Origin of the sequence: Micromonospora pallida (assembly GCF_900090325.1) — a bacterium.
Lineage (GTDB): Bacteria > Actinomycetota > Actinomycetes > Mycobacteriales > Micromonosporaceae > Micromonospora > Micromonospora pallida.
In genome coordinates, this window is record NZ_FMHW01000002.1 from 6,221,004 (window position 1) to 6,242,248 (window position 21,245).

At 70.3% G+C, this 21,245-nt stretch carries 20 protein-coding genes and 1 pseudogene; 11 read left to right on the plus strand and 10 right to left on the minus strand.

All coding sequences use genetic code 11. From position 1 onward, the window contains the following. Positions 1-94: 94 nt before the first annotated feature. The 3 genes and pseudogenes from GA0074692_RS26265 to GA0074692_RS26275 all read right to left on the minus strand — a co-directional run bounded on the left by GA0074692_RS26265 (position 95) and on the right by GA0074692_RS26275 (position 2,553). Positions 95-574: a hypothetical protein gene (locus GA0074692_RS26265; RefSeq protein ID WP_091648685.1), complete on the minus strand. Its 480-nt coding sequence runs from the start codon at positions 572-574 to the stop codon at positions 95-97. Positions 575-811: 237 nt separating this feature from the next. Then, entirely contained in the window at positions 812-1,471 is a 660-nt protein-coding gene (locus tag GA0074692_RS26270) for a hypothetical protein (protein ID WP_091648689.1), read from the minus strand. 99 nt (positions 1,472-1,570) lie between these two features. Beyond that, positions 1,571-2,553 (minus strand): annotated as a pseudogene (locus GA0074692_RS26275) (NAD(P)-dependent alcohol dehydrogenase). Positions 2,554-2,668: 115 nt separating this feature from the next. On the opposite strand from GA0074692_RS26275, the gene GA0074692_RS26280 reads away from it, so the two are divergent. Continuing rightward, the gene (locus tag GA0074692_RS26280) at positions 2,669-3,385 is read left to right on the plus strand and encodes a TetR/AcrR family transcriptional regulator (protein WP_091648692.1); all 717 of its coding nucleotides are present in this window, start codon (positions 2,669-2,671) and stop codon (positions 3,383-3,385) included. Between the two features lie 110 nt (positions 3,386-3,495). Here GA0074692_RS26280 and GA0074692_RS26285 read toward each other — a convergent pair whose 3' ends face one another. The 5 genes from GA0074692_RS26285 to GA0074692_RS26305 all read right to left on the minus strand — a co-directional run bounded on the left by GA0074692_RS26285 (position 3,496) and on the right by GA0074692_RS26305 (position 9,114). Continuing rightward, positions 3,496-5,073, minus strand: a complete 1,578-nt coding sequence (locus tag GA0074692_RS26285) for an amidohydrolase (RefSeq protein WP_091648695.1) — start codon at positions 5,071-5,073, stop codon at positions 3,496-3,498. A 120-nt stretch (positions 5,074-5,193) separates the two neighbouring features. Further along, entirely contained in the window at positions 5,194-6,672 is a 1,479-nt protein-coding gene (locus tag GA0074692_RS26290) for an aldehyde dehydrogenase family protein (RefSeq protein ID WP_091648698.1), read from the minus strand. Continuing rightward, complete coding sequence (locus GA0074692_RS26295; protein WP_091648702.1) at positions 6,669-7,067, minus strand: cupin domain-containing protein; 399 nt, start codon at positions 7,065-7,067, stop codon at positions 6,669-6,671. Before GA0074692_RS26295 ends, GA0074692_RS26290 begins: the two co-directional genes overlap by 4 nt. A gap of 26 nt (positions 7,068-7,093) precedes the next feature. Then, the gene (locus GA0074692_RS26300) at positions 7,094-8,695 is read right to left on the minus strand and encodes a phytoene desaturase family protein (RefSeq protein WP_091648706.1); all 1,602 of its coding nucleotides are present in this window, start codon (positions 8,693-8,695) and stop codon (positions 7,094-7,096) included. A 32-nt stretch (positions 8,696-8,727) separates the two neighbouring features. Next, positions 8,728-9,114, minus strand: a complete 387-nt coding sequence (locus GA0074692_RS26305) for a nuclear transport factor 2 family protein (RefSeq protein WP_176738582.1) — start codon at positions 9,112-9,114, stop codon at positions 8,728-8,730. Positions 9,115-9,248: 134 nt separating this feature from the next. Between GA0074692_RS26305 and cds1 the strand changes: the two genes are divergently transcribed. The 6 genes from cds1 (at position 9,249) to GA0074692_RS26335 (ending at position 16,772) form a co-directional block, all read left to right on the plus strand. After that, positions 9,249-10,367, plus strand: a complete 1,119-nt coding sequence (cds1, locus tag GA0074692_RS26310; RefSeq protein ID WP_091648712.1) for an L-cysteine desulfhydrase Cds1 — start codon at positions 9,249-9,251, stop codon at positions 10,365-10,367. Between the two features lie 120 nt (positions 10,368-10,487). Beyond that, positions 10,488-11,558: an extracellular solute-binding protein gene (locus tag GA0074692_RS26315; protein ID WP_176738583.1), complete on the plus strand. Its 1,071-nt coding sequence runs from the start codon at positions 10,488-10,490 to the stop codon at positions 11,556-11,558. Continuing rightward, positions 11,555-13,342 carry an ABC transporter permease subunit gene (locus tag GA0074692_RS26320; protein WP_091648722.1) on the plus strand — a complete coding sequence of 596 codons (1,788 nt, stop codon included), beginning with the start codon at positions 11,555-11,557 and terminating at the stop codon, positions 13,340-13,342. The genes GA0074692_RS26315 and GA0074692_RS26320 overlap by 4 nt, the downstream gene beginning before the upstream one ends. After that, entirely contained in the window at positions 13,339-14,430 is a 1,092-nt protein-coding gene (locus tag GA0074692_RS26325) for an ABC transporter ATP-binding protein (protein ID WP_218106712.1), read from the plus strand. Before GA0074692_RS26320 ends, GA0074692_RS26325 begins: the two co-directional genes overlap by 4 nt. Before the next feature lie 11 nt (positions 14,431-14,441). Further along, positions 14,442-15,203, plus strand: coding sequence for an IclR family transcriptional regulator (locus GA0074692_RS26330; RefSeq protein ID WP_176738584.1), 762 nt, complete (start codon positions 14,442-14,444; stop codon positions 15,201-15,203). Positions 15,204-15,275: 72 nt separating this feature from the next. Next, positions 15,276-16,772, plus strand: a complete 1,497-nt coding sequence (locus tag GA0074692_RS26335; RefSeq protein WP_091648729.1) for an NAD-dependent succinate-semialdehyde dehydrogenase — start codon at positions 15,276-15,278, stop codon at positions 16,770-16,772. On the opposite strand, the gene GA0074692_RS26340 is transcribed toward GA0074692_RS26335, so the two are convergent. After that, positions 16,744-17,646 (minus strand): aminoglycoside phosphotransferase family protein, encoded by a 903-nt coding sequence (locus tag GA0074692_RS26340; RefSeq protein ID WP_218106713.1) that lies wholly within the window; start codon positions 17,644-17,646, stop codon positions 16,744-16,746. The genes GA0074692_RS26335 and GA0074692_RS26340 overlap by 29 nt on opposite strands. Positions 17,647-17,997: 351 nt before the next feature. Here GA0074692_RS26340 and GA0074692_RS26345 point away from each other — a divergent pair, with 351 nt between their 5' ends. Next, the gene (locus tag GA0074692_RS26345; protein ID WP_091648735.1) at positions 17,998-18,408 is read left to right on the plus strand and encodes a VOC family protein; all 411 of its coding nucleotides are present in this window, start codon (positions 17,998-18,000) and stop codon (positions 18,406-18,408) included. 62 nt (positions 18,409-18,470) lie between these two features. Here GA0074692_RS26345 and GA0074692_RS26350 read toward each other — a convergent pair whose 3' ends face one another. Further along, the gene (locus GA0074692_RS26350) at positions 18,471-19,436 is read right to left on the minus strand and encodes a helix-turn-helix transcriptional regulator (protein ID WP_176738585.1); all 966 of its coding nucleotides are present in this window, start codon (positions 19,434-19,436) and stop codon (positions 18,471-18,473) included. Positions 19,437-19,497: 61 nt separating this feature from the next. Between GA0074692_RS26350 and GA0074692_RS26355 the strand changes: the two genes are divergently transcribed. The 3 genes from GA0074692_RS26355 (at position 19,498) to GA0074692_RS26365 (ending at position 21,230) form a co-directional block, all read left to right on the plus strand. Continuing rightward, positions 19,498-20,070 carry a DinB family protein gene (locus GA0074692_RS26355; RefSeq protein ID WP_091648744.1) on the plus strand — a complete coding sequence of 191 codons (573 nt, stop codon included), beginning with the start codon at positions 19,498-19,500 and terminating at the stop codon, positions 20,068-20,070. A gap of 1 nt (position 20,071) precedes the next feature. After that, the gene (locus GA0074692_RS26360) at positions 20,072-20,509 is read left to right on the plus strand and encodes a VOC family protein (protein WP_091648747.1); all 438 of its coding nucleotides are present in this window, start codon (positions 20,072-20,074) and stop codon (positions 20,507-20,509) included. A 163-nt stretch (positions 20,510-20,672) separates the two neighbouring features. Continuing rightward, a complete protein-coding gene (locus GA0074692_RS26365) occupies positions 20,673-21,230 on the plus strand; it encodes a TetR/AcrR family transcriptional regulator (protein ID WP_091654120.1) in 558 nt (185 codons plus the stop codon). The last annotated feature ends 15 nt before the right edge of the window (positions 21,231-21,245 follow it).

Consider the following 21,245-nt stretch of genomic DNA (forward strand, 5'->3'; position numbering starts at 1 on the left):
GTGTCCGTAATGGGAACTCGGGCCGCTGCCCTGCCGTGCCCTGTCAGGAGGCCTGCTGTGGCAGGCCTCCATGGACGGTTATGGGGCGAGCCTGTCAGGCGAAGACCTGCTCATGGGTCATGAACTGCCGAATGGCCGGTCCGTTGGGGTCGCCGTAGTCGAGAACGATGTCTGTGGCGGGAACGGTTTCGTCGTGACTCTCTTCTGTGGGGTCACCGGACGTGGCGGCTGGGAATTTCGGGTGGTCCTCGGTGAGGCACACGCTGACTCGGTACACCTCGTCGTCCGCAGAGGCGGATCCACCGACGATCACGGCGATGGTCGGGTCGACGGAAGTCGACCGTGGCGCGGCGAGGTCGTCCGACGGTGAGCTGGTCGACGCAGGCGCGATGCAATGACAGGCACGACCGCGGGCGTGCAGGGCCCTGGTCAGCTGCCCGGCGAACGTCAGGTGCGCCGGGGGGCAGGCGATCGCCACGCGCAGTGCCCGTCCTGCTGCCGCCGTGACGATGCCGTCGGCAACGGTTGCCAGCACCTTTCGCTCCTGCGTTTCGAATGCCAAATCTGCGATCATATATGCCTCCGGTCCGAGTTTTCCCGCTATGTCCACACCCGATCGACTGCTCGTCAGCGACGGGCACGATGTTGTTCTGACCGTTTGCTCCAAACAACGGTTCTGGTGCCATCCGGTCAGCGCAGGGGAGGCTCCTGCTGTTACAGCATGCCGTCTGGTCGATTTGAAACATTGAATCGTTGCGCCGGGCAACTTTCTGACCGCGAAGAATCCGAAAATGCGCCGTTATGCGCGGCATCATGTCCGACCGTCTCGGTATCCTCCCGGCCGAGTTGATCGCGCTGACGGGGAGCCCTTCAGCCAGATCGAGGCGCGCTTGACGTACGCGAGCTGTGCGGCGAAGGCGACCAGGGCGACCGCTGCGCCGAGCCCGACCGCGAACGTGGTGGATCCGCTGGCCAGACCGGTCAGCAGGGTCGCGCCCAGGCCGATCAGCAGTGCGTTGACGGCGCCCACCATGGCTGCCGTGGTCAACAGCAGTTGCCAGCGAGAGGCACCGCTGCCGACCGCCGCCGAGATCGTCCGGGTGTCACCCCCGCCGGTCACCGCGTCGGCGAAGAAGTCGTGCCCGCTGGCGAGCTGGTGGTGGTAGTAGGCGCGGATGTGCTGGATGCGCTTGAGGTACAGCGAGTTCTCCGCCATGTTCTGCACCAGCCGGGCGAAGGTGAGCAGCCCAGTGATCACCAGGGTCGGCAGTACCGCGCCCAGGTACGGCTTGATCAGCTCGCCGCTGCTGGCGACGAAGCCCAGCCCGATCAGCGCGGCGGAGAGCAGCGACAGGAACACGGTCGCCCGCCCGACGGACTCGGTGATGGTGGCGCTGCGCGAGGTCTGGAGCACGAAGTGCTCGGTGGTCAGGGCGGTGAGCAGCCCCTGCTCGCGCGCCTCCTGGTCCATGCCGCCGCCCCCTCCGGTGGGCCCGCCCCTCACATCCTTCAAGACCGGGAGTCGGGCCGGCGGGGCATCGCGGAAATTGGCGCGGTGGGACCTTTGGGGTCAGATGGTGATGACAACCTTCGCCCGGGCGTGCTCACCCTCGAGGTACCGGATGGCCTCGGGCACCTCGTGGAGCTGGTAGGTCCGGTCGATGACCGGGACCAGGCGGCCGGCCTCGGCGTGGGCGCGGAGCGTGTCGAGGTGTTGCCGGCTGGTGACCGTGGTGAGGACGGCGATGCGCTGTCGGACGAAGGGCGCCAGCAGTCGCCCGCGCGCGATCAGCCAGACCGGTCCGACGAGACTGCCGCCGCCGTACACGCCGCCGCCGGAGAGCACCAGCGTCCCGGTCGGGGTCAGCGCCCGCCGGAGCGCGGTGAGCGAGCGGTTGCCGACCAGGTCGAACACCAGGTCGTGGCGGCGGGCGTCGCGGGTGAAGTCGTCGCGGGTGTAGTCGACGACGTGATCCGCGCCGAGCGAGCGGACCAGCTCGACGTTGCGGGTGCGGCAGACCGCGGTCACGGTCGCGCCGAGCGCCTTGGCCAGTTGGACGGCCAGGGTGCCGACGCCGCCGGACGCGCCGTTGATGAGGACGCGGTGGCCGGGCGCGACCTGCCCGACGTCGCACAGCCCCATCAGCGCGGTGACCCCGGCCAGCGGCAGGGTGGCTGCCTGCTGCGGCGTCAGGTTCGCCGGCTGCGGCGCGACCAGGGCCTCGGGCACCGACACGTACTCGGCGAACGCGCCGTTGGCGTCGCCGAGGTCGCCGAAGACGGCGTCGCCGGGGCGTACCTGTCGGACCTGGCTGCCGACGGCCTCGACCCGGCCGGCGAAGTCGCGGCCACGGATGCGCGCCCGGGGCTTCGAGCGGCCCATGGCCAACCGGGCCATCCGGGGATCGCCCCGCATGGCATGCCAGTCGTACGCGTTGATTGCGGCGGCCTCGACCGTACGAGCACCTCGTCGGCGGCCGGCACCGGCGTGTCGACGTCCGCGAGCGTGAGCGTCTCCGGTGGGCCGTATCGGTCCTGGACGATCGCCTTCATCGTGCCCTCCCTCGTGGTGTACGCCGTACACCTGATGAGAACCACGGTAGGTGTACGCCGTACACCTGTCAAGGTGGCTATGGTGTCAACCGCCGCTGGAAGACGAGGGACCACGATGGCTGAGCAGGCTGAGACGCTGCGGCGGACGCCGCTGAGCAGGGACCGGATCCTGCGTGTCGCCGTCGCGCTCGCCGACGAGGCCGGGATCGAGTCCCTCAGCATGCGCAACCTCGCCCAGGATCTGGGCGTCGTACCGATGGCCCTCTACAAGCACGTGGCCAACAAGGACGAACTGCTCGACGGCATGATCGACGTGGTGGTCGGCGAGATCGATCCGGCGGTGCCCGACGCCGACTGGAAGTCCGTGGTTCGGGGGCGCATCCTCTCGGCGCGGCAGGTGCTACGACGCCACCCCTGGGCGCCGCTCGCGATCGAGTCGCGGGACATGGCGACGCCCGCCGTCCTCGCCTACCTCGACTCGATGGTCGGTACGTTCCGGGCCGGCGGGTTCTCCGCTGACCTCGCCCACCACGTGATGCACGCGATGGGCAGCCGGATCCTGGGCTTCAGCCAGGAACTGTTCGACACCGCCCGGCGCGTCGGCCGGTCCGGCCCGAGCAACCCGGACCCGCCGGCGGGCCTACCGCCGGAGGCCGCGGCCCGGTTCCCCCACCTCGCGGAGATCGCCACGGCGGCGTCCCACGACGACGCGTCGGTCGTCGGGCAGGGCTGCGACGACCAGTTCGAGTTCGAGTTCGCGCTGGACCTGCTGCTGGACGGCATTGAACGGCTGCAACAACAGGGCTGGACGTCGTCGCGTCGTCCCCGGTGAGGCCGTCCGGAGCAGCACAGGTCGAGCCCCGCAGGCGTCTCGGGTCACCTGCGGGGCTCTGATCGGCGGTAAGTGGTGTCGTCACCGGGTGAGTTCGCGCGTCCAGCGGCTCAGCTCCGCTCGAAGACCAGCGTTCCGCCGATCCAGGTCTGCGTGACGGTCAGGGCGGCCAGCTCCGTCGGCTCGGTCTCCAACGGGTCCCCGGACAGGACGGCGAAATCGGCGAACTTGCCCACCTCGAGCGAGCCGATCCGGTCCTCCCAGCCGATCGAGAACGCCGCCCACTCGGTGTACATCCGCAGCGCCTCCTCGACGGTGACCGCCTCCTGGGCAGCCAGCACGTCCCCGTCGTTGGTACGCCGGGTGACCGCGGCCTGCATCGCCGGGAACGGGTGGTGCTGGTCCTCGGTGATGCCGATCGCGTCGGAGTTGCCCGGAACGGGCAGGCCGTGGTCGATCAGCGTACGGAACGGCATCACGGTCCCGATCCGGTCGGTGCCCAGGTGCGCGACGTATCCGGCCGCGGTGGTCATGATGAAGGCCGGCTGCGGAACGGGGACGACTCCGGCGGCGGCCAGCCGCTTGATCCGTTCGTCCGTCATGAACATGTTGCCCGCGTGCTCGATGCGGTGCCGGGCGACGCCGTGCCGCTCGACCGGCAGCGCGAGCGCGCCGTCGAGAGCCTGGTCCAGGGCACGGTCGCCGATCGCGTGCATGGCGATCTGAAGCCCCGCGTCGTCGGCGGTGGCGACCAGCGCGGCGACCTCCCGGTCGGTGAACGCGAGTTCGCCGCGGTAGCCGGGCTGACCGGGGTAGTCCTCGTGGAGGGCGGCCGCCCCGGCGGTGAGCCCGCCGTCGAGGAAGACCTTGAAACCGACCATCGCGAGGTGGTCCGGGTCGAGGGCGTCGATCCGCTCCCTGGTCCGGCCGGCGCGCACGTCCTCGGCCGACACCACGGCCTTCAGCTTCGGGTACAGCGCGGCGCGTAGCACCAGGTCACCGTCGGCGGCGACGGCGGCGATCGCCTCCAGTCCGGAGCGGTGCAGGGGGATGTCGCCGAGGGTGGTGACGCCGACGGCGAGGTACCGGTCCTGCACCCGCTTGATTGCCGCCGCGAGTTCCTCGACCGGCGGCTGCGGGCCGCCGAGCGGCTCGAACATGTCGTAGGTGCGGCCGGTGGCGACGCCGGTGGCCGGGTCACGTTCGATCCGGCCGCCGGGCGCGTCCGGGGTGTCGTCGTCGACACCCAGCAGCTCCAGGGCCAGCGAGTTGAAGACGTTGAGGTGGTAGCTCGCCCGGTACAACACCGGGTGGGTGGTGCTGACCCGGTCCAGGTCGTGCCGATCGGGATAGCGCCCCTCGGCGAGCTTCAGGTTCTGGTAGTGCTGCCCCTGACCGAGGACCCACTCGCCGGCGGGCAGGGTGCCGGCGCGCTCCGCGAGCACGCCGACCATCTCCTCGATGCTCGACACCCGGGACGAGCGGCAGTCGACGGCGAGTTCCCAGGAATAGGCGAGCAGTTCCAGGTGGGAGTGGCAGTCGACCAGTCCGGGGATCACCACCGCGCCGGCCAGGTCGACCACCCGCGCGTCCCCGGCCCCCGCGAGAATCTCCTCCGTCGTGCCGATCGCCACGATCCGGCCGTCCTCGGTGCGGAACGCCTCCGCGACGGTTCCGGCCCGGTCCATCGTGCGAACCCGACCACCGACGAAGCACACGGTCTCTGTTGGCACTGCTCTACCTCTTTCTGGGCATGGTTGGGGAGCCGCCGTCGGAGGTGCGGCCGACGGCGGCGGTCAGGGAACGCGTCAGCGGATGGCGGGTAGCTGCACGGTCTTGGTCTCCAGGTACTCCTCGACGCCGAGCCGCCCCCGCTCCCGTCCGAGACCACTGCTGCGCATGCCACCGAACGGCAGGGCCGGCTCGCTGACCAGCGGAGTGTTGACGCCGACCGACCCCGCTTTGAGCTTCCGGGCGACCGCGGTCGCGGCGGCCTGGTCACCGCCGAACACGTACGCCGCGAGGCCGTACTCGGTCGCGTTGGCCAACCGGACAGCTTCGTCGACGTCGGCGCAGCGGACGACGCTCAGCACCGGGCCGAAGAACTCCTCGCCGAGTACGGCGGGCTGGCTCTTCCCTTCGGCGGTCAACAGCGTCGGCGCGAGGAACCCGCTCGCTTCGTTCTCGGCCGTCCGGGCGCCGCCCGCGACGACGGTCGCACCGCCCGCGACGGCCTCGGCCAACTGCGCCTCGATCCGTCCCAGGGCCGCGTGGTCGATGAGCGGGCCCATGGTGGTCGCCGGATCGCGCGGGTCGCCGAGGACGATCTGGTCGACCGCTGCGGTGAGTTCGGCGACCAGGTCGCCGGCGGTCGACTCGACGACGTACACCCGGTTGGCGGCCATGCACGCCTGCCCGGCGTTGAGGAACCGGGCCCGGACCAGGTCACGCGCGGTCTGGACGACGTCCGCGTCGGGTAGCACCACCGCGGCCGCGTTGCCGCCCAGTTCGAGCAGGACCCGCTTGATCGACGACGCGGCCTTGTGCATGACGAGTTCGCCCACCCGGCGCGACCCGGTGAGGCTGATGCACGCGACCTCGGGGGAGTCCAGCAGGGCGTCGCTGACCCGCTGCGGGTCGCCGGCCGTGATGACGTTCAGGACACCGGCGGGGAGACCCGCCTCCTCGAAGCAACGGGCGATGGCCAGCGCGGTGAGCGGCGTCTGCGGGGCCGGTTTCAGCACGACCGTGCAGCCGGCCGCGAGCGCGGCGCCGACCTTGCAGGCCACCATGAACGCCGGGAAGTTCCACGGCGTGATCGCCAGGACCACCCCGATCGGCTCGTGCAGCACCAGGGCGTCGCGTCCGGGCGCGACGTCGGTCCAGGCCTCGCCCGGGAGACGCAGTGTCTCGTGACTGAACCACTCGAAGAAGCGGACCGTGTTGCGGGCCTCGCCGACCGCCTCGGCCAGCGGCTTGCCCGTCTCCGCGCTGATCAGCTCACCGATCGCCTCGACCCGTTCCCCCAGCAGGTCGGTCGCTCGGCGGAGGACCTCGAAGCGCTGCCAGCCGGTCGCCGACGACCACCCGTCGAGGGCCGCCGCCGCTGCGGCGACCGCCGCGGCGGCCTGGTCGGCGTCGGCGTCGCCGACCGCGCAGATCGTCGCCCCGGTGGCCGGGTCGTGGACGTCGAACGTGTCCGGGGAGGTCGCCCAGGCGCCGTCGATCCACGAGCCCGGACGGTCGCCCACGAGCCGGGCGACCAGGTCGGCCGGCCGGCTGCTCATTGTGTGCCCTCGGCGCAGCAGGCGGCGTACTCGGCCTCGTCGACCTCGCCGGTCCACTCGACGTCGCCGAAGTGGAGCACCAACTGGACCAGTTGCGCGGACGCGGTGGCGCCGTGCCAGTGCTCGACCCCGGGTTCGGTCCAGACGACGTCGCCCGGACGCATCACCACCACCTCGCCGCCGCGCTCCTGGATCCAGCCCTCACCGGAGACGGTGTAGAGCATCTGGCCGCCCGGGTGCCGGTGCCAGTGCGTACGCGACCCGGGCGCGAAGAACATGTTGAGGGCGCGGGTCCCGCCCTCGGCCAGGACGATGTCCGACCAGACCTGTCCGGTCGTGGTCGCCGACCGCATGGCCGACACCCGGTCCGTGGGAATGCCTCGTCCGATGATCATCGTGCTCCTCTGGTTCGTGGGTCGGGTCAGTCGGTGGTACGGCGCACGTCGGCCAGTACGCGGTTGCTCGCGTTGTAGCCGGTGACACCGCTCATGAAGTTGCCCGGCCAGTTGCCGACGCCGGTCAGGTAGAGCCCCTCGACCGGGGTCCGGTAGTCGGCGCAGCCCGGGATCGGGCGGGAGTCGAAGATGTGCCCCGGGACGATGTCGCCGTGAGCGCCGTTCCCCTCGACGAGGGCGAACTCGCGCTCGAGGTCCAGTGGCGAGTAGACGTGGACGCCGGCCAGGATCTCGGACAGGTTCGGGATGTGCTGCTCCAACGTGCTGACCACGGCCTTGCCCAGGTCGTCGCGTTGCTCGTCCCAGGTGCCCTCGGCCAGGTGGTACGGCACTCCCCGGACGCTGATGCTCACGAAGTGGCATCCCGGTGGGGTCAGCGAGGGGTCGTGCGCCGAGTCGATCATCGCGGTGACGGTGGGTCGCCTGCTCCAGCGTCCGAGCACCGCCTCGTTGTAGGCGTTCTGGAGCACGTCGATGCTGGCCGCGATCCGGAAGTTGGTGCCGAGGAAGAGCCGGTTCTCCTCCTCGTCCCGGGCGGCGGCGAACCGTGGGGTGCCATCGAGCGCGAGGTGGACCTTGGCGGAGGTGCCCTTCATGCTGACCGACTTGGCGAGGTCGTACAGCTCCGCCCCGATGTCCTCGGGACCGACCAGCTCGGTCAGGGTCAGCTTCGGGTTCGCGTTGGACACGACCCGGGGCGCGCGGAACTCGCGCCCGTCGCGCAGGGCGACACCGACGACCCGCTGGTCCTGGCAGAGGATGCGCTCGACCTCCGCGCCGGTGAGGATCGTGGCGCCGTGGGCGCGGGCGTAGGCCGCCATCGCGCCGGTTATGGCACCGATGCCGCCCAGCGGCGCGGCGTTGCGCATCATCAGCTCGTTGTCGTCGTGGCTGCCGACGCTGCGCAGCGACTCCTCCCAGAGCGGTCGCTGGAGCAGTAGGTAGCCGCTGCCCGGGGTACGTGGGCCGACGAAGTTGGTGGCGACCGCGGTGCCGGCGAAGAACGCCTGTAGCTGCGGCGAGGAGAGCCGCTCCTCGAGGATGTCCGCGACCGGACCGAACATGATCGACTCAAAGTCGCGGCGCTGGCGCGGGGTGGTGAAGCGCGCGGCCACCTCGGCGAACGACGGCGGCGGGTCGTAGAAGGAGACCTTCATCTGCCGGGCCACCGAGGCGTACAGCCCGATGACCGAGGCGTAGCCGTCGAGGTCCGCCTCCCCGTGCGCGAACTGCTCCATGGTCGCCCGGCGCTTGGCCCGGTCCGGCCAGGCCGGCAGGGCCCGGCCGTCCTCGAAGAGGGTCAGCGAGCCGAGCGGCGGGTGGGCGAAGCGGAGCCCGTACTTCTCCAGTTCGAGTTCCCGGGCGATCCGCGGATCGAGGCTGTGGCTCGCGTTGGCCACGCTGCTCCCGCGGTAACCCGGGAAGATCTCCTCGGTGACGCAGGTGCCACCCACGATGTCGCGGCGCTCCAGGGCGAGCACCCGCAACCCCGCCCGAGCCAGGTAACCGGTGGCCACCAGGCCGCTGTGCCCGGTCCCGACGACGATCACGTCGTACGCCTGCTCCATCCGCTTCCTCCCGTTCCGTCGCCGTCGCCGGGTCAGCCCAGCGGAGTGATACGTCGCGCGGAGACGCGCCAGCCCGCGTCGGTGCGGGTCACCGTGTCGCGGTAGATCGCGGCGGTGACCGCCCCGCCGGCCCGCAGGGCGAGCGCCTTGCTCAGGCATTCGGCGGTGTCGTCGTCGACGCCGTCCACCACCACGTTGGTGATGTGGTGGCTGACCGCGGGCGTCGCGATCGCCTTGAAGGCCGCGATCACCTCGTCGAGCCCACTGGCCGTCAGGCGGCCCGGGTTGTCGAAGGAGATCTCGGGCGCGAAGACCTCTCCGAGCCGGTCGTACTCGTGGGCGTCGAGGACGTAGGCGACCCGGTTGAGGACTTCCTCGATCGCTCGGGCATCGACCGGGTTCACGGGTTGGTTGCTCACTGGACTCCTTCGGATGTTCCGCACAGTGGAAGTCTGACTTCCGTGCCATAGGATGCCCCCGAATGTGAACCCGGTCAAGCGCCGACCAGGGCATCCGCAGGAGCGGTCGTAGGAAGACCCGAAGGAGACCTCGAATGACGATGCGCGAGCCGGCCCGTCCCGGCCGGACCTGGGTCGACGAGGCGATTCGCCGCGTCGAGGCCGATGCCAACCGCAGCTCCGACACCCACCTGCTGACGTTCGACCTGCCCGGTCGGCACGGGATCGACCTCTACCTGAAGGACGAGTCCTCGCACCCGACCGGGAGCCTGAAGCACCGGCTCGCCCGCTCGCTCTTCCTGTACGCGCTGTGCAACGGCTGGATCGGCCCGACCACGACCGTGGTCGAGGCGTCCAGCGGCTCGACGGCAGTCTCCGAAGCGTACTTCGCCCGGCTGCTGGACCTGCCGTTCATTGCCGTCGTCCCCGCCGCGACCAGCCCGGCGAAGGTCGAACTCATCGAGTGGCACGGCGGGCGCTGCCAGATGGTGGATCATCCGGGGCAGGTGTACGACGAGGCGCGGCGTCTCGCCGCCGAGCTGGGCGGCCACTACCTCGACCAGTTCACCTACGCCGAGCGGGCCACCGACTGGCGCGGCAACAACAACATCGCCGAGTCGATCTTCGAGCAGATGTCCGGCGAGGCGCACCCGGTGCCGGCCTGGATCGTCGCCAGCGCCGGGACCGGCGGAACGGCGGCGACCATCGGGCGCTACCTCCGCTACCGGCGGCACCCCACCCGGCTGCTGGTGCCGGACCCCGAGAACTCGGTCTTCCTCGACGCCTGGCATCTCGGCGACCGCGAACTGCGGTCGCCGAAGGGCTCCCGGATCGAGGGGATCGGTCGCCCACGGGTCGAGCCGTCCTTCGTGCCCGAGGTGATCGACGAGATGGTCCGCGTGCCGGACGCGGCGTCGGTCGCGGCGATGCTGTGGACCTCGCGCCGGCTGGGACGCCGGGTCGGACCCTCGACCGGGACGAGCATGTGGGCGACCCTCCAACTCGTCGCCGGACTGGAGCGCGACGGCGAGCGGGGCAGCGTGGTGAGCCTGATCTGCGACGGCGGCGAACGCTACGCCTCGACGTACTACGACGCGTCCTGGCGTGCGGACCAGGGCCTCGACGTGGCGCCGTACGTCGCCGTACTGGACGAATACGACCGTTCGGGGTCACTTGTCGGCGTGGCTGCGGGAAAGCCTGGTCACAGCTCTTGACAGCCCGCCGCCCAGGCCACCAGCATTCCTGCAATGGAAGTCACACTTCCATTGTGTGGAAGCTCAACTTCAAGGTGGTTCACGCACCCGACCGGCAGCCCCGATCAAGAAGGAACCGTCATGCGAACATATCTCGACGCGCCCACGGGTCGGCGTCGCGTCGGCGCCGTGCTGGCTGCGGTCGTCGTGGCCCTGGGCAGCCTCACGGCCTGCTCGTCCGACAGCGGCGGTGAGAAGGGGTCGATCACGTACGCCGGCTTCGGCGGCACCTACGAGGAGGCCGTCAAGGCGGCGCTCTTCGACCCGTACTCGAAGGACACCGACGTCAAGGTCCTCTACGACAGCAGCGGTTCCGACGTCGCCAAGCTGGTGCAGATGTCCAAGTCCGGCTCGATGAACCTCGACCTGATCGACGCCGAGGACTCCTCGCTCGCCCAGTTCATGGCCGCCGACATCCTCCAGCCGATCGACACCAAGAGCCTGGAGGGCTTCGCCGACCCGAGCGCGGTCACCGAATACTCGGTGCCGTGGTACACGTTCTCGCGCAACCTGTTCTGGAACAAGGACGAGGTGCCCGGTGGCCTCGACTCCTGGGCCGACCTGTTCGACACGAAGGGCATCCCGGGCAAGCGCGGCATGGTGGGGCTGCCCTGGGGCATCCTCGAGGGCGCCCTGATCGCCGACGGCGTCCCGGTCGACCAGCTCTACCCGCTCGACCTGGACCGCGCCTTCGCCAAGCTCGACACCATCCGTGACGACACCGTCTTCTTCTCGTCCAACGGTGACCTGCAGAACGCCATCTCGCAGGGCGAGATCGCGTTGGGCTACGGGAACCTCGCCCGGATCAAGAGCATCGCCGAGAGCGGCGCGGTGCCGCTCGACTACACCTGGAAGGGCGCCGTCCTCTCCGTCCAGCAGCTCGTCGTGCCCAAGGGCGCGCCGGACCAGTCGGACGCCTTCGAAGCGATCAAGTACTCGCTGAAGCCCGAGGTCCAGAAGGCGATCATGGACAAGCTCGGTTACACGCCGTCGCTGAAGTCGGTGCTCGACGGCCTCGACGCCAAGACCCGCGCCGACCTTCCCGGCACCCAGGAGACTGCCAGCGACGAGACCTTCCGCATCGACGTGGACTGGTGGGCCAAGAACGGCGCGGACGTGCTCAAGCGCTGGCAGGACTGGCAGAACAAGTGACCACCACGCCGACCCTGCCCGGCGCGGACCGTACGGGGCCGGCCTCCCGCACCACGGGAGGCCGGCGCCGCCGCCGGCTCGGCTGGGACCTGAACGCGGTCCCCGCCGCCCTGGTCGTGGCCCTGGTTTTCGTGCTTCCGGTCGCGATCCTCTGCCTGCGCAGCGTCACGGAACCGACCTTAGGCCTGGAGAACTTCACTCGGCTCCTCGGCCACTCCGGCTACCGCGACAGCATCGTGCGGACGATCCTGATCTCCGCGACCGCGACCTTCCTGGCGCTGCTCTTCGGCTACCCGATCGCATACCAGATGGTGCACGGCGGCAAGTGGCTGCGCACCTTCCTGACCGTGGCGATCATGGCACCGTACCTGACCTCGATCCTGCTGCGGTCGTTCTCCTGGCTGGTGATCCTCGGCCGCCAGGGCCCGGTCAACAAGCTGCTCGCGCAGTTCGGGCTGGAGCCGATCGCGATGGTGTTCACGCCGATCGCGGTCGTCGTCAGCCTCTCCCACTACCTGTTGCCGCTGATGATCCTGCCGCTGGCCGCCACCATGCGCTCGGTCGGCACCTCACGGACGCGCGCCGCGACCAGTCTCGGCGCCGGGCCGGCCCAAGCGTTCGTCCGGGTCTACCTGCCGCTGACCAAGCCCGGCATCCAGGCGGGCTCGGTCCTGTGCTTCGTCTACGGCATCGGCGCGTTCGTGATCCCCGCGCTCCTCGGCGGCGCCAAGGGCAGCATGCTCGGCTCGCTGATCCACAGTGCGATCAAGCAGAGCGGCGACTACGGCCTCGCCTCGGCCGCCGCGCTCGTGCTCGGTGCCCTGGTCCTGGCCATCGTCCTCGTCTTCCAGCGGCTGACCGGGATGTCGACAACCGAACTCGCCGGGCGATCCGGCACCGCGGCCACCCGCTCCGGCAAGCCGAAGCGCGGCGGCGGACACGTCCTCAAGCTCGCCGGACGCGCGGTCGGCGGGCTCGACCGCCTCGGCGTCACCCGCAGCCGCCGGCTGCCGAAGATCCTGGCCGCCGTGCTCGGCGCCCTCGTGCTGCTGCCGCAGTTCATCGTCGTCCCGATCTCGTTCGCCGCCACCAAGGCGCTGGTCTTCCCGCCGGTCGGCTACTCGACCCAGTGGTACTCGGAGTTCTTCACCGCGAGCTGGCTCGATCCGCTCGCGGTCAGCGTCCGGATCGCGCTCTTCGTGACCGTCATCGCCGGAGTGCTCGGGACGCTCGCCGCGATGGGCGTCGTCCGGGGAACGGTCCACCGGTGGGGCGCGCTGGCCTCGACGCTGATGATGCTGCCGCTGCTCTTCCCGACGGTGGTCGCCGCTGCCGGCTTCTACGTGGAGTTCGAGCGGATCGGGCTCACCGACACCGAGCTGGGGATCGTCCTGGCCCACGTGACGCTGGCGCTGCCGTTCGTGTTCAGCGTGGTCAGCGCGGGACTCCGGTCGCTCAACCCGGTCTACGAGCGAGCCGCTTCCAGCCTGGGGGCGAGCCGGATGGTCCAGCTCCGCCGGATCGTGCTGCCGCTGATCGCCCCGTCCATCGCGACCGCCGGCCTCTTCGCGTTCCTGACCTCGTTCGACGAGTCGACGGTCGCGATCTTCCTCTCCGGCGTCCACGTCAAGACCCTCCCCAAGCGGATCTTCGAAGCGCTCTCCCTGGAGACCAACCCGACCGTGGCGGTGATCTCCGTCTTCGTCATGGCCTGCGCCGCTGTCATCTGGCTCGGCTATGTGCTGTTCCGCCGCCTCACCCAGATCTCGAGGAGCAAATCGTGACCCTCAGCCACGGCGCGATCCACTTCGACAACGTCCGCAAGGAGTACGCCGACCACGTCGCCGTCGACGACCTCACCCTCACGATCGAGCCCGGTGAGTTCTTCACCGTGCTCGGCCCGTCAGGGTCGGGGAAGACCACGACGCTGATGATGCTCGCCGGCTTCACCGAGCCGACCTCGGGGACCATCCGCGTCGACGGCGTCGACATCGCGCACGTGCCGAGCGACAAACGCAACATCGGTGTCGTCTTCCAGGACTACGCGCTCTTCCCGCACATGTCGGTCCGCGACAACCTCGCGTTCCCGCTGGAGATGCGGAAGGAACCGCGCGAGGTCATCGCCGAGCGGGTGGACCGGGCGCTCGAACTCGTCGACATGTCCGCCGCCGCCAACCGGCTGCCCGACCAGCTCTCCGGCGGGCAGAAGCAGCGGATCGCGGTGGCGCGGGCAGTCGTGTTCGACCCGGCGTTCCTCCTCATGGACGAACCCCTGGGCGCCCTCGACCGCAAGTTGCGACAGCGTCTCCAGGTCGAGCTCCGGCAGCTCCAGCAGACGCTGAAGGTGACGATGGTCTACGTCACCCACGACCAGGAGGAGGCGATGTCGATGTCCGATCGCGTCGCCCTGATGAACCACGGCCGGATCGAGCAGATGGGGACGCCACGGGAGCTCTACGAGCACCCCCGGTCCGCCTTTGTCGCGGACTTCCTCGGCACCAACAACATGCTCGCGGTCCGTCCAGAGACTCCGGGACGGCTGAGCGTGGAGAGCGGCGGACTGCTGTCACTCGACGACGACCGGACCGTGCCGGCCGACGCCTCGGTGGCCGCCGTACGTCCGGAGCGGATCGCACTGACGGACGTCTCCGCCGCCCCACCTGCCGGGTTCAGCCGCTGCACCGGGAAGGTCACGCACCGGCTGTACCTCGGCTCGCACACGATGTACACCGTCCACTCTGAAACACTCGGCCCGGTGCGGGTACAAATGCAGCACGATGACGGCGAGCATCCCTACCGCACCGGCGAAACGGTCGGCATGATCTGGCGGGCACGTGATGTGAACGTCTTCGGCTCGACGGCCGAACGATGAAGGAGAACACGGTGACCGAGCTGGAATACGAGCCCGCGGAGCAGCGTGGCGTCAGGTCGGTGATCCGTGCGCTCAACCTGCTCTCCGCGACCGCTCGCGGGAGCCGGACCCTCACCGAACTCGCCGGCCAGGCCGGTGTCAGCCTGAGCACCGCGTCGCGGCTCCTGGCCACCCTGAAGATGGCTGACTTCCTGGAACAGGACGAGGCTGGTCAGTTCGTTCCCGGTCCCGAACTGACCGCACTCCTGTACGCCAGCGACCAGTGGTCGGGCATCCGCAAGCTTGCCCGGGAGGCCGCCACCAGCCTTCGGGACGAGCTCAACGAGACCGTGGCGTTCTTCGTCCGCGCCGGAAACGACCGGGTCTGCATCGAGTCGGCGGAGTCCGCCCGACTCGTGCGGAGGGTCTGCCACCCCGGCGAGCGTGGGCCGGTGTACCTGGGCGCCGCCGGGAAAGCTCTGATCGCCTTCGGCAACGCCGAGCACGGCTACCTCGGTCTGCCGCCCGGAACCGACGAGTTCAAGACCGAGTCCGGGGCCGTACGAACCCTGGCCGACCTGCGGGCCGAATGCGCGCTCATCCGGGAACGTGGCATGGGCTACAGCGGTCGCGAGTCGACCGAGGAGTCGTGGGCGGTCGCCGCGCCGGTCTTCCGGGGCGACGTCCTGCTCGGCGTCCTGGCCGTGGTCGTCCCGATGACCCGGTCGGACGAGCAGTACATCGTGACGGTCCAGGCGGCGCTGCGGCGCGCGGCGGCGGCCGCCAGCCGCTGAGTCCCCTTTGGTCGGCGGCCGTAGGCCGCTGTATCCCCTCTGGCCCCGGCAACCCAAGGAGTTCAGTCGCTCATGCCCGGACGCAGTCTGCCTGGACGTGACCAGCGCGGCCTCTTCATCGGCGGTGGTTGGCGCGCAGCGGAAGCGGGAGCCACCTTCCCGGTACTCGACCCGGCCGACGGGTCCGTCCTCGCCTCGGTCGCGGACGGCTCGGTCAACGATGCGGTCGAGGCCCTCGATGCCGCCGTCGCCGCCCAGTCTTCCTGGTCGGCGAGCGCGCCACGTGACCGCGGGGAGATCCTGCGCCGGGCGTTCGACCTGATCCGCGACCGGACGGACGAACTGGCCGAGCTGATGAGCCTGGAGATGGGCAAGACGATCACCGAGGCCAGGGGCGAGGTCGCCTACGGCAACGAGTTCTTCCGGTGGTTCTCCGAAGAGGCGGTCCGCATCCACGGTCGGTGGATGCACGCGCCCGACGGCGCCAGCCGCCTGCTCACCGTCCGCAAACCGGTCGGCCCCTGCCTCTTCATCACGCCGTGGAACTTCCCGCTGGCCATGGGGACGCGGAAGATCGGTCCGGCGATCGCCGCCGGCTGCACGATGGTGGTCAAGCCGGCCGAACTCACCCCGCTCACGATGCTGGCGCTGGCGGACATCCTCCACGAGGCCGGGCTGCCACCAGGTGTGCTGAACGTCGTACCGACCTCGCGTGCCGCGGCGATGAGCGAGGCGCTGATGGCGGACCCACGCCTGCGCAAGGTGTCCTTCACCGGCTCCACTCCGGTCGGACGGCAACTCGTTCGTCAGTCGGCCGACCAGTTGCAACGGTTGAGCATGGAACTCGGCGGGAACGCTCCGTTCCTCGTCTTCGAGGACGCCGATGTCGATGCCGCGGTCGGCGGCGCGATGCTCGCCAAGATGCGCAACATGGGCGAGGCGTGCACGGCCGCGAACCGCTTCCTGGTCCACACGGACGTCGCTCAGGAGTTCGCCGACAAACTGGCCGACCGGATGGGCCGGCTGGTCGTCGGCCGAGGTCAGGACCCGGGCGTCGATGTCGGCCCGCTGATCGACGAGCGCGCCGTCGACTCCGTCCACCGGCTCGTCACCGACGCCGTCCGCGACGGGGCCCGCCTCGTGGTGGGTGGCTCCGCGCCGGACCGGCCGGGCTGTTTCTACCACCCCACCGTGCTGCTCGACGTCCACCAGGACTCGGAGATCAACCGCCAGGAGATCTTCGGGCCCGTCGCCCCGATCAGCGTCTTCACCACCGAGGACGAGGCGGTAAGCCGCGCCAACACGACCGAGTACGGCCTCGCCGCCTACGTCTTCACCCGCGATCTCGCCCGCACGATCCGGCTGGCGGAATCGCTCGAGTACGGCATGGTCGGCGTCAACACCGGGCTGATCTCGAACCCGGCCGCACCGTTCGGTGGCATGAAAGCCTCGGGATTCGGCCGGGAGGGCGGCTTCGAGGGAATCGAGGAGTACCTCGAGACCACCTACGTGGCGCTGCCCGGTTCCCGGACCCCGCCGTCTATCCAATCCACCCCTGGTCGTCGGTGAGTATCTGATCGATCGTGCGGCGGCCGATGTTCCCGACGAGAGAGCCGCGCGGTGCAGTTGCCACGCACATCAGCCCGAAGTCGAGTGCCCGGCCCCGCGTACGAGCCCAGGTCGCCTCGTCGACCTGCAGTGCACGACGGAACCGGTCCCGAGTGGGTCGAGACAGAACCGTCCACGCCGGGAGGACATCGATGGCCGGGTCGCCGACGCCGAGGAGGCCGAAGTCGATAACGGCGGTCAGCCGACCGTCAATGGTCAGAAGATTGCCCGGATGTAGGTCCCCGTGGGTCCATACCGCCGGAGGCACCCACGAAGGAACGGTCAGCGCCGACTCCCAGACCGCCGTCATCGCCTGGCGATCCCAGTCGCCTGGACGGGCCGCGATTGCCGCGCGGACCCCTGGATCTCGTTCGACCAGCGGGGCACCGCGAAGGTCGCTGGCCGGCCCTTCGGCCGGGTTGACCGCCCGGAGCGCGGTGATGAACCGCGCCAGCTCGTCAGCCATCTGGATCTCATCCAGTCCGGACCCGAACGCCGAAACGTCGCCAGGCAGCCATCGGGTCACCGTCCAGCACCACGGGTACCCCTCGGACGGCAGGCCCTGGCCAAGCGGCGCGGGCACCGGCAGTGGTAGGTGCGGCGACAGGAACGGCAGCCAGCGGTGTTCGTTGGCGAGATGGCGAGCACCGAGCTCGCGGCGGGGAAGACGAACGGACAGCTCAGTGCCGAGCCGGAAGATCACATTGTCCCGGCCGGCTGCCTCGACCGGGCGGATCGGCAGCTCGGCCCACTGCGGAAACTGGGCGGCCACAAGCCGGTGGACGAGCGGCACATCGATGCACATCGGGCCGTCAGCGGGAAGCTGCTGAACCACACTCACCTCGCCGTGCTCGCCGCCGCCCGGAGACGGTGGCGGCGGAGGAAGGGCTGCGCGGCTTCGCGCCGCTGCGCCGACGCGGGATACGGATCGGCATGCTCACCAACAGTGTCCTGGATTGGGGGCGGCATCGCGACGGGATGCTCGCCGGCGTCGACGTCTTCACGTACGTGCTCCGCTCCGGCTCTGCGCCACCGGTTCGGCTGACGCCGGCACCGGCCCTGTCCGGCCGCTGCGGGCCCGGCGACCGGAAACGCGCAGGTGTCGATTCGCCGGAAATGCTCTCCGTGTCGGTGGATGGGTCTAACGTCCGAGGGTGACCCGGTCAGTCGGCAAGGGAGCCCTGTGATGACGTCCCGACTCAACCCGTACCTTACCTTCAACGGCAACGCTCGCGAGGCCATGGAGTTCTACCAATCGGTGTTCGGCGGCCAGTTGCGGCTCAACACGTTCGGCGAGTACGGCATGTCCGACCCGGCCGTCGCCGACAACGTGATGCACGCGATGCTCACCACCGATCGCGGCTACGTCCTGATGGCCTCCGACACCGCGCCCGGTATGTCGTACAACCCGGGTGACACCGTCACGTGCAGCCTCAGCGGCGACCCGGGCGAGGGCCTCGAGGAGGTCTGGGAGAAGCTTTCCGACGGCGGCACCGTCACCATGCCGTTCGAGAAGCAGATGTGGGGCGATCTGTACGGCATGTGCGTCGACAGGTTCGGCGTCGCCTGGATGGTCGACGTAATCCAGCCGCAGTGAGCCGGCCCCGGCAGGGGCCGGGCTGACGACCGGTACGTCAGCCGGCCCGGCCATCGCCGGTATCAGCCTGCCCCGGTTCCGGCCATTGCCGCGAGGCGCCGGGCGAGTTGGGCGGTGGCCACCCGCAGTTCCGGCGGCTCCAGCACCTCCGCCTCGAAGCCCAGCCGGGCCACGTGCATGGCGAGCCAGTCCAGGTCGTCCCCGCCGACGACGAGTACGCACCACCCGTCGCGATCGTCCTCGACCCGCCCCACCTGGGGCGGCACCAGTTCCCGTACCCGGTCGGGCTGGGCGTGCACCCGCACCCGGGCGACATGCCGGTACGGCGCCTCGGTCACGGACCGCTGCACGTAGGCGACCGGGTCCGGGTGCTCGCCGGGTCGGAAGCGCCAGGTCGTCGCTGTCACCTCGCGCATCCGGTCCAGCCGGAAGGTGCGCCAGTCGTCGCGGTCGACGTCCCGGGCCATCAGGTACCACCGGCGGCCGGTGGTGACCATCCGCACCGGCTCGACCGTGCGCTCCTGCTCCCTGCCGTCGCGGCCGGCGTACCGGAACCGCACCCGCACGGCGTCGCGGCAGGCCCGCGCGAGCGTCATCAGCAGCTCCGGGTCGATCTCGACCCTCGGGCCGACGAGGGTCTCGGTGGCGTCGTGCACCGCGCGCACCTCGGCGCGCAGCCGGGACGGCATCACCTGGTCGAGCTTGGCGAGCGCCCGCAGGGCCGCCTCGCCCGCCCCGGCGACCGTTCCTCCCGACGCCAGCCGCAGCGAGACCGCCGTCGCGATCGCCTCCTCGTCGTCGAGGAGCAGCGGCGGCAGCCGGGCGCCTGCGCCGAGCTGGTACCCGCCGCCGACGCCCGGAGCCGCGTGTACGGGGTAGCCGAGCGTACGCAGTCGCTCCACGTCGCGGCGCACCGAGCGGTCGGTGACCCCCAGCTCGGCGGCGAGTTCGACAGCGGTCCAGGACAGCCGCCGTTGTAGCAGGGTCAACAACCGCAGCACCCGCTCGGTGGTCGCCTCGACAGTCACGTGGTGATCGTCGCACAGATCACGGACCGATCCTGTCCGCAATTCGGGGGAGGCTGGCGCCATGACCGACCAGATCTGGAATCACCTGCTCCGCGACCAGTTCGCCGGGCACTGGACCAACCAGTTGCGTGCCCGCCTCGCCGGACTCACCGACGACGAGTACTTCTGGGAGCCGGCCCCCGGCTGCTGGAACGTGCGTCCGCGTGGCACGGGCACCGCGCCGGTGCAGGCCGGGTCCGGCGCGATGACCATCGACTTCGCGATCCCGGAGCCCGACCCGGCGCCGATCACCACGATCGCCTGGCGACTCGGGCACGTGATCGTCGGCGTGCTCGCGGTGCGCAACGCCGCGCACTTCGGCCGCGCGCCCACCGACTACCCGTCGTTCGAGTACGCCCCGACCGCCGCCGAGGCGCTGGCCCAGCTCGACGCGGAGTACGCAACCTGGCTGGCCGGGGTCGAGTCCCTCGGCGAAACCGGGCTCGCCCGCCCCTGTGGGGAGGCGGAGGGACCGTACGCCGAGCGTCCGATGGCCGAGCTGGTGCTGCACATCAACCGTGAGCTGATCCACCACCTGGCCGAGGTGTGCCTGCTCCGCGACCTCTACCGGCAGACCCGACGGGAGGCGAGCTGAGATGGCCCGCGACATCCAGATCACGTTCGACTGCGGCGATCCGGCCGGGCTGGCGGCGTTCTGGGCCGAGGCCCTCGGCTACCGGGTGCAGGCTCCACCAGCGGGCTTCGAGTCGTGGGAGCGGGCGCTGGCAGCGATGGGCGTGCCGCCTGAGCGCCGCAACGACGCCTCGGCGCTGGTCGACCCCGAGGGCGCCGGGCCGCGGCTGTTCTTCCAGCGGGTGCCGGAGGGCAAGCAGGCCAAGAACCGGGTGCACCTCGACGTGCGGGCCGCCCCGGGATTGGAGGGCGACGCGCGGATGGCGGCCCTGGAAGCGGCGGCCGAGCGGCTCGTGTCCCACGGCGCCACCCGGATCCAGCGTCACGAGCCCGCTCCTCCGCTCGGCGCCGGACACATCGTGCTGGCCGACCCCGAGGGCAACGAGTTCTGCCTCGACTGACCAGGAAGCTGACGCCTCGCGACTCCCCGAGCGAGCTTGACGGCATTGGCTATTGGCCATAGCTTTATAGCTATGAGCGTTAGCCAAGGCTTTTCCCGGGCCTGCTCCGCCGGCCTCCGGCATGAGCCCGGCCCTGAGCATGGTCGCGACCAGGGGCACGACCATGCCTAGGGCCGGGCTGTCCACCGCGGCCGTCGTCGACGCGGCTCTCCACCTCATCGACGAGCGCGGGCTGGATGCCCTGACCCTGGCCGCGGTCGCCGAGCGCACCGGGGTCGCCGCACCCTCGCTCTACAAGCACGTCGGCAGCCTCGCCCAGCTCCGGACGCAGATGGCCGTACGGATCATGGAGGAGCTGACTGAACGCTTCACCAAAGCGTTGGTCGGCCGCAGCGGCGACGACGCCGTCGCCACCCTGATGCGTACCTACCGGCAATACGCGGTCGATCATCCGGCCCGGCACGCCGCGATTCCGCCGGATCCACTGCACGACCCGGAGTTGGCCAGCGCGGGCGCCCGGCTGATCGAGGTCCTGTTTGCGGTGCTGCGGGGCTACGGGCTCGACGGTGCGGCCGCGATCCACACCACCCGCTGCCTGCGGGCGATCGTCCACGGCTTCGCCTCGATCGAGGCGGCCGGCGGCTTCGGCCTGCCCGAGGACCTGGACACCACCCACGAGCAACTGATCCGCATGTTCGTCGCGAGCCTGCCCCGCACCTGATCATGACGTTGGAGA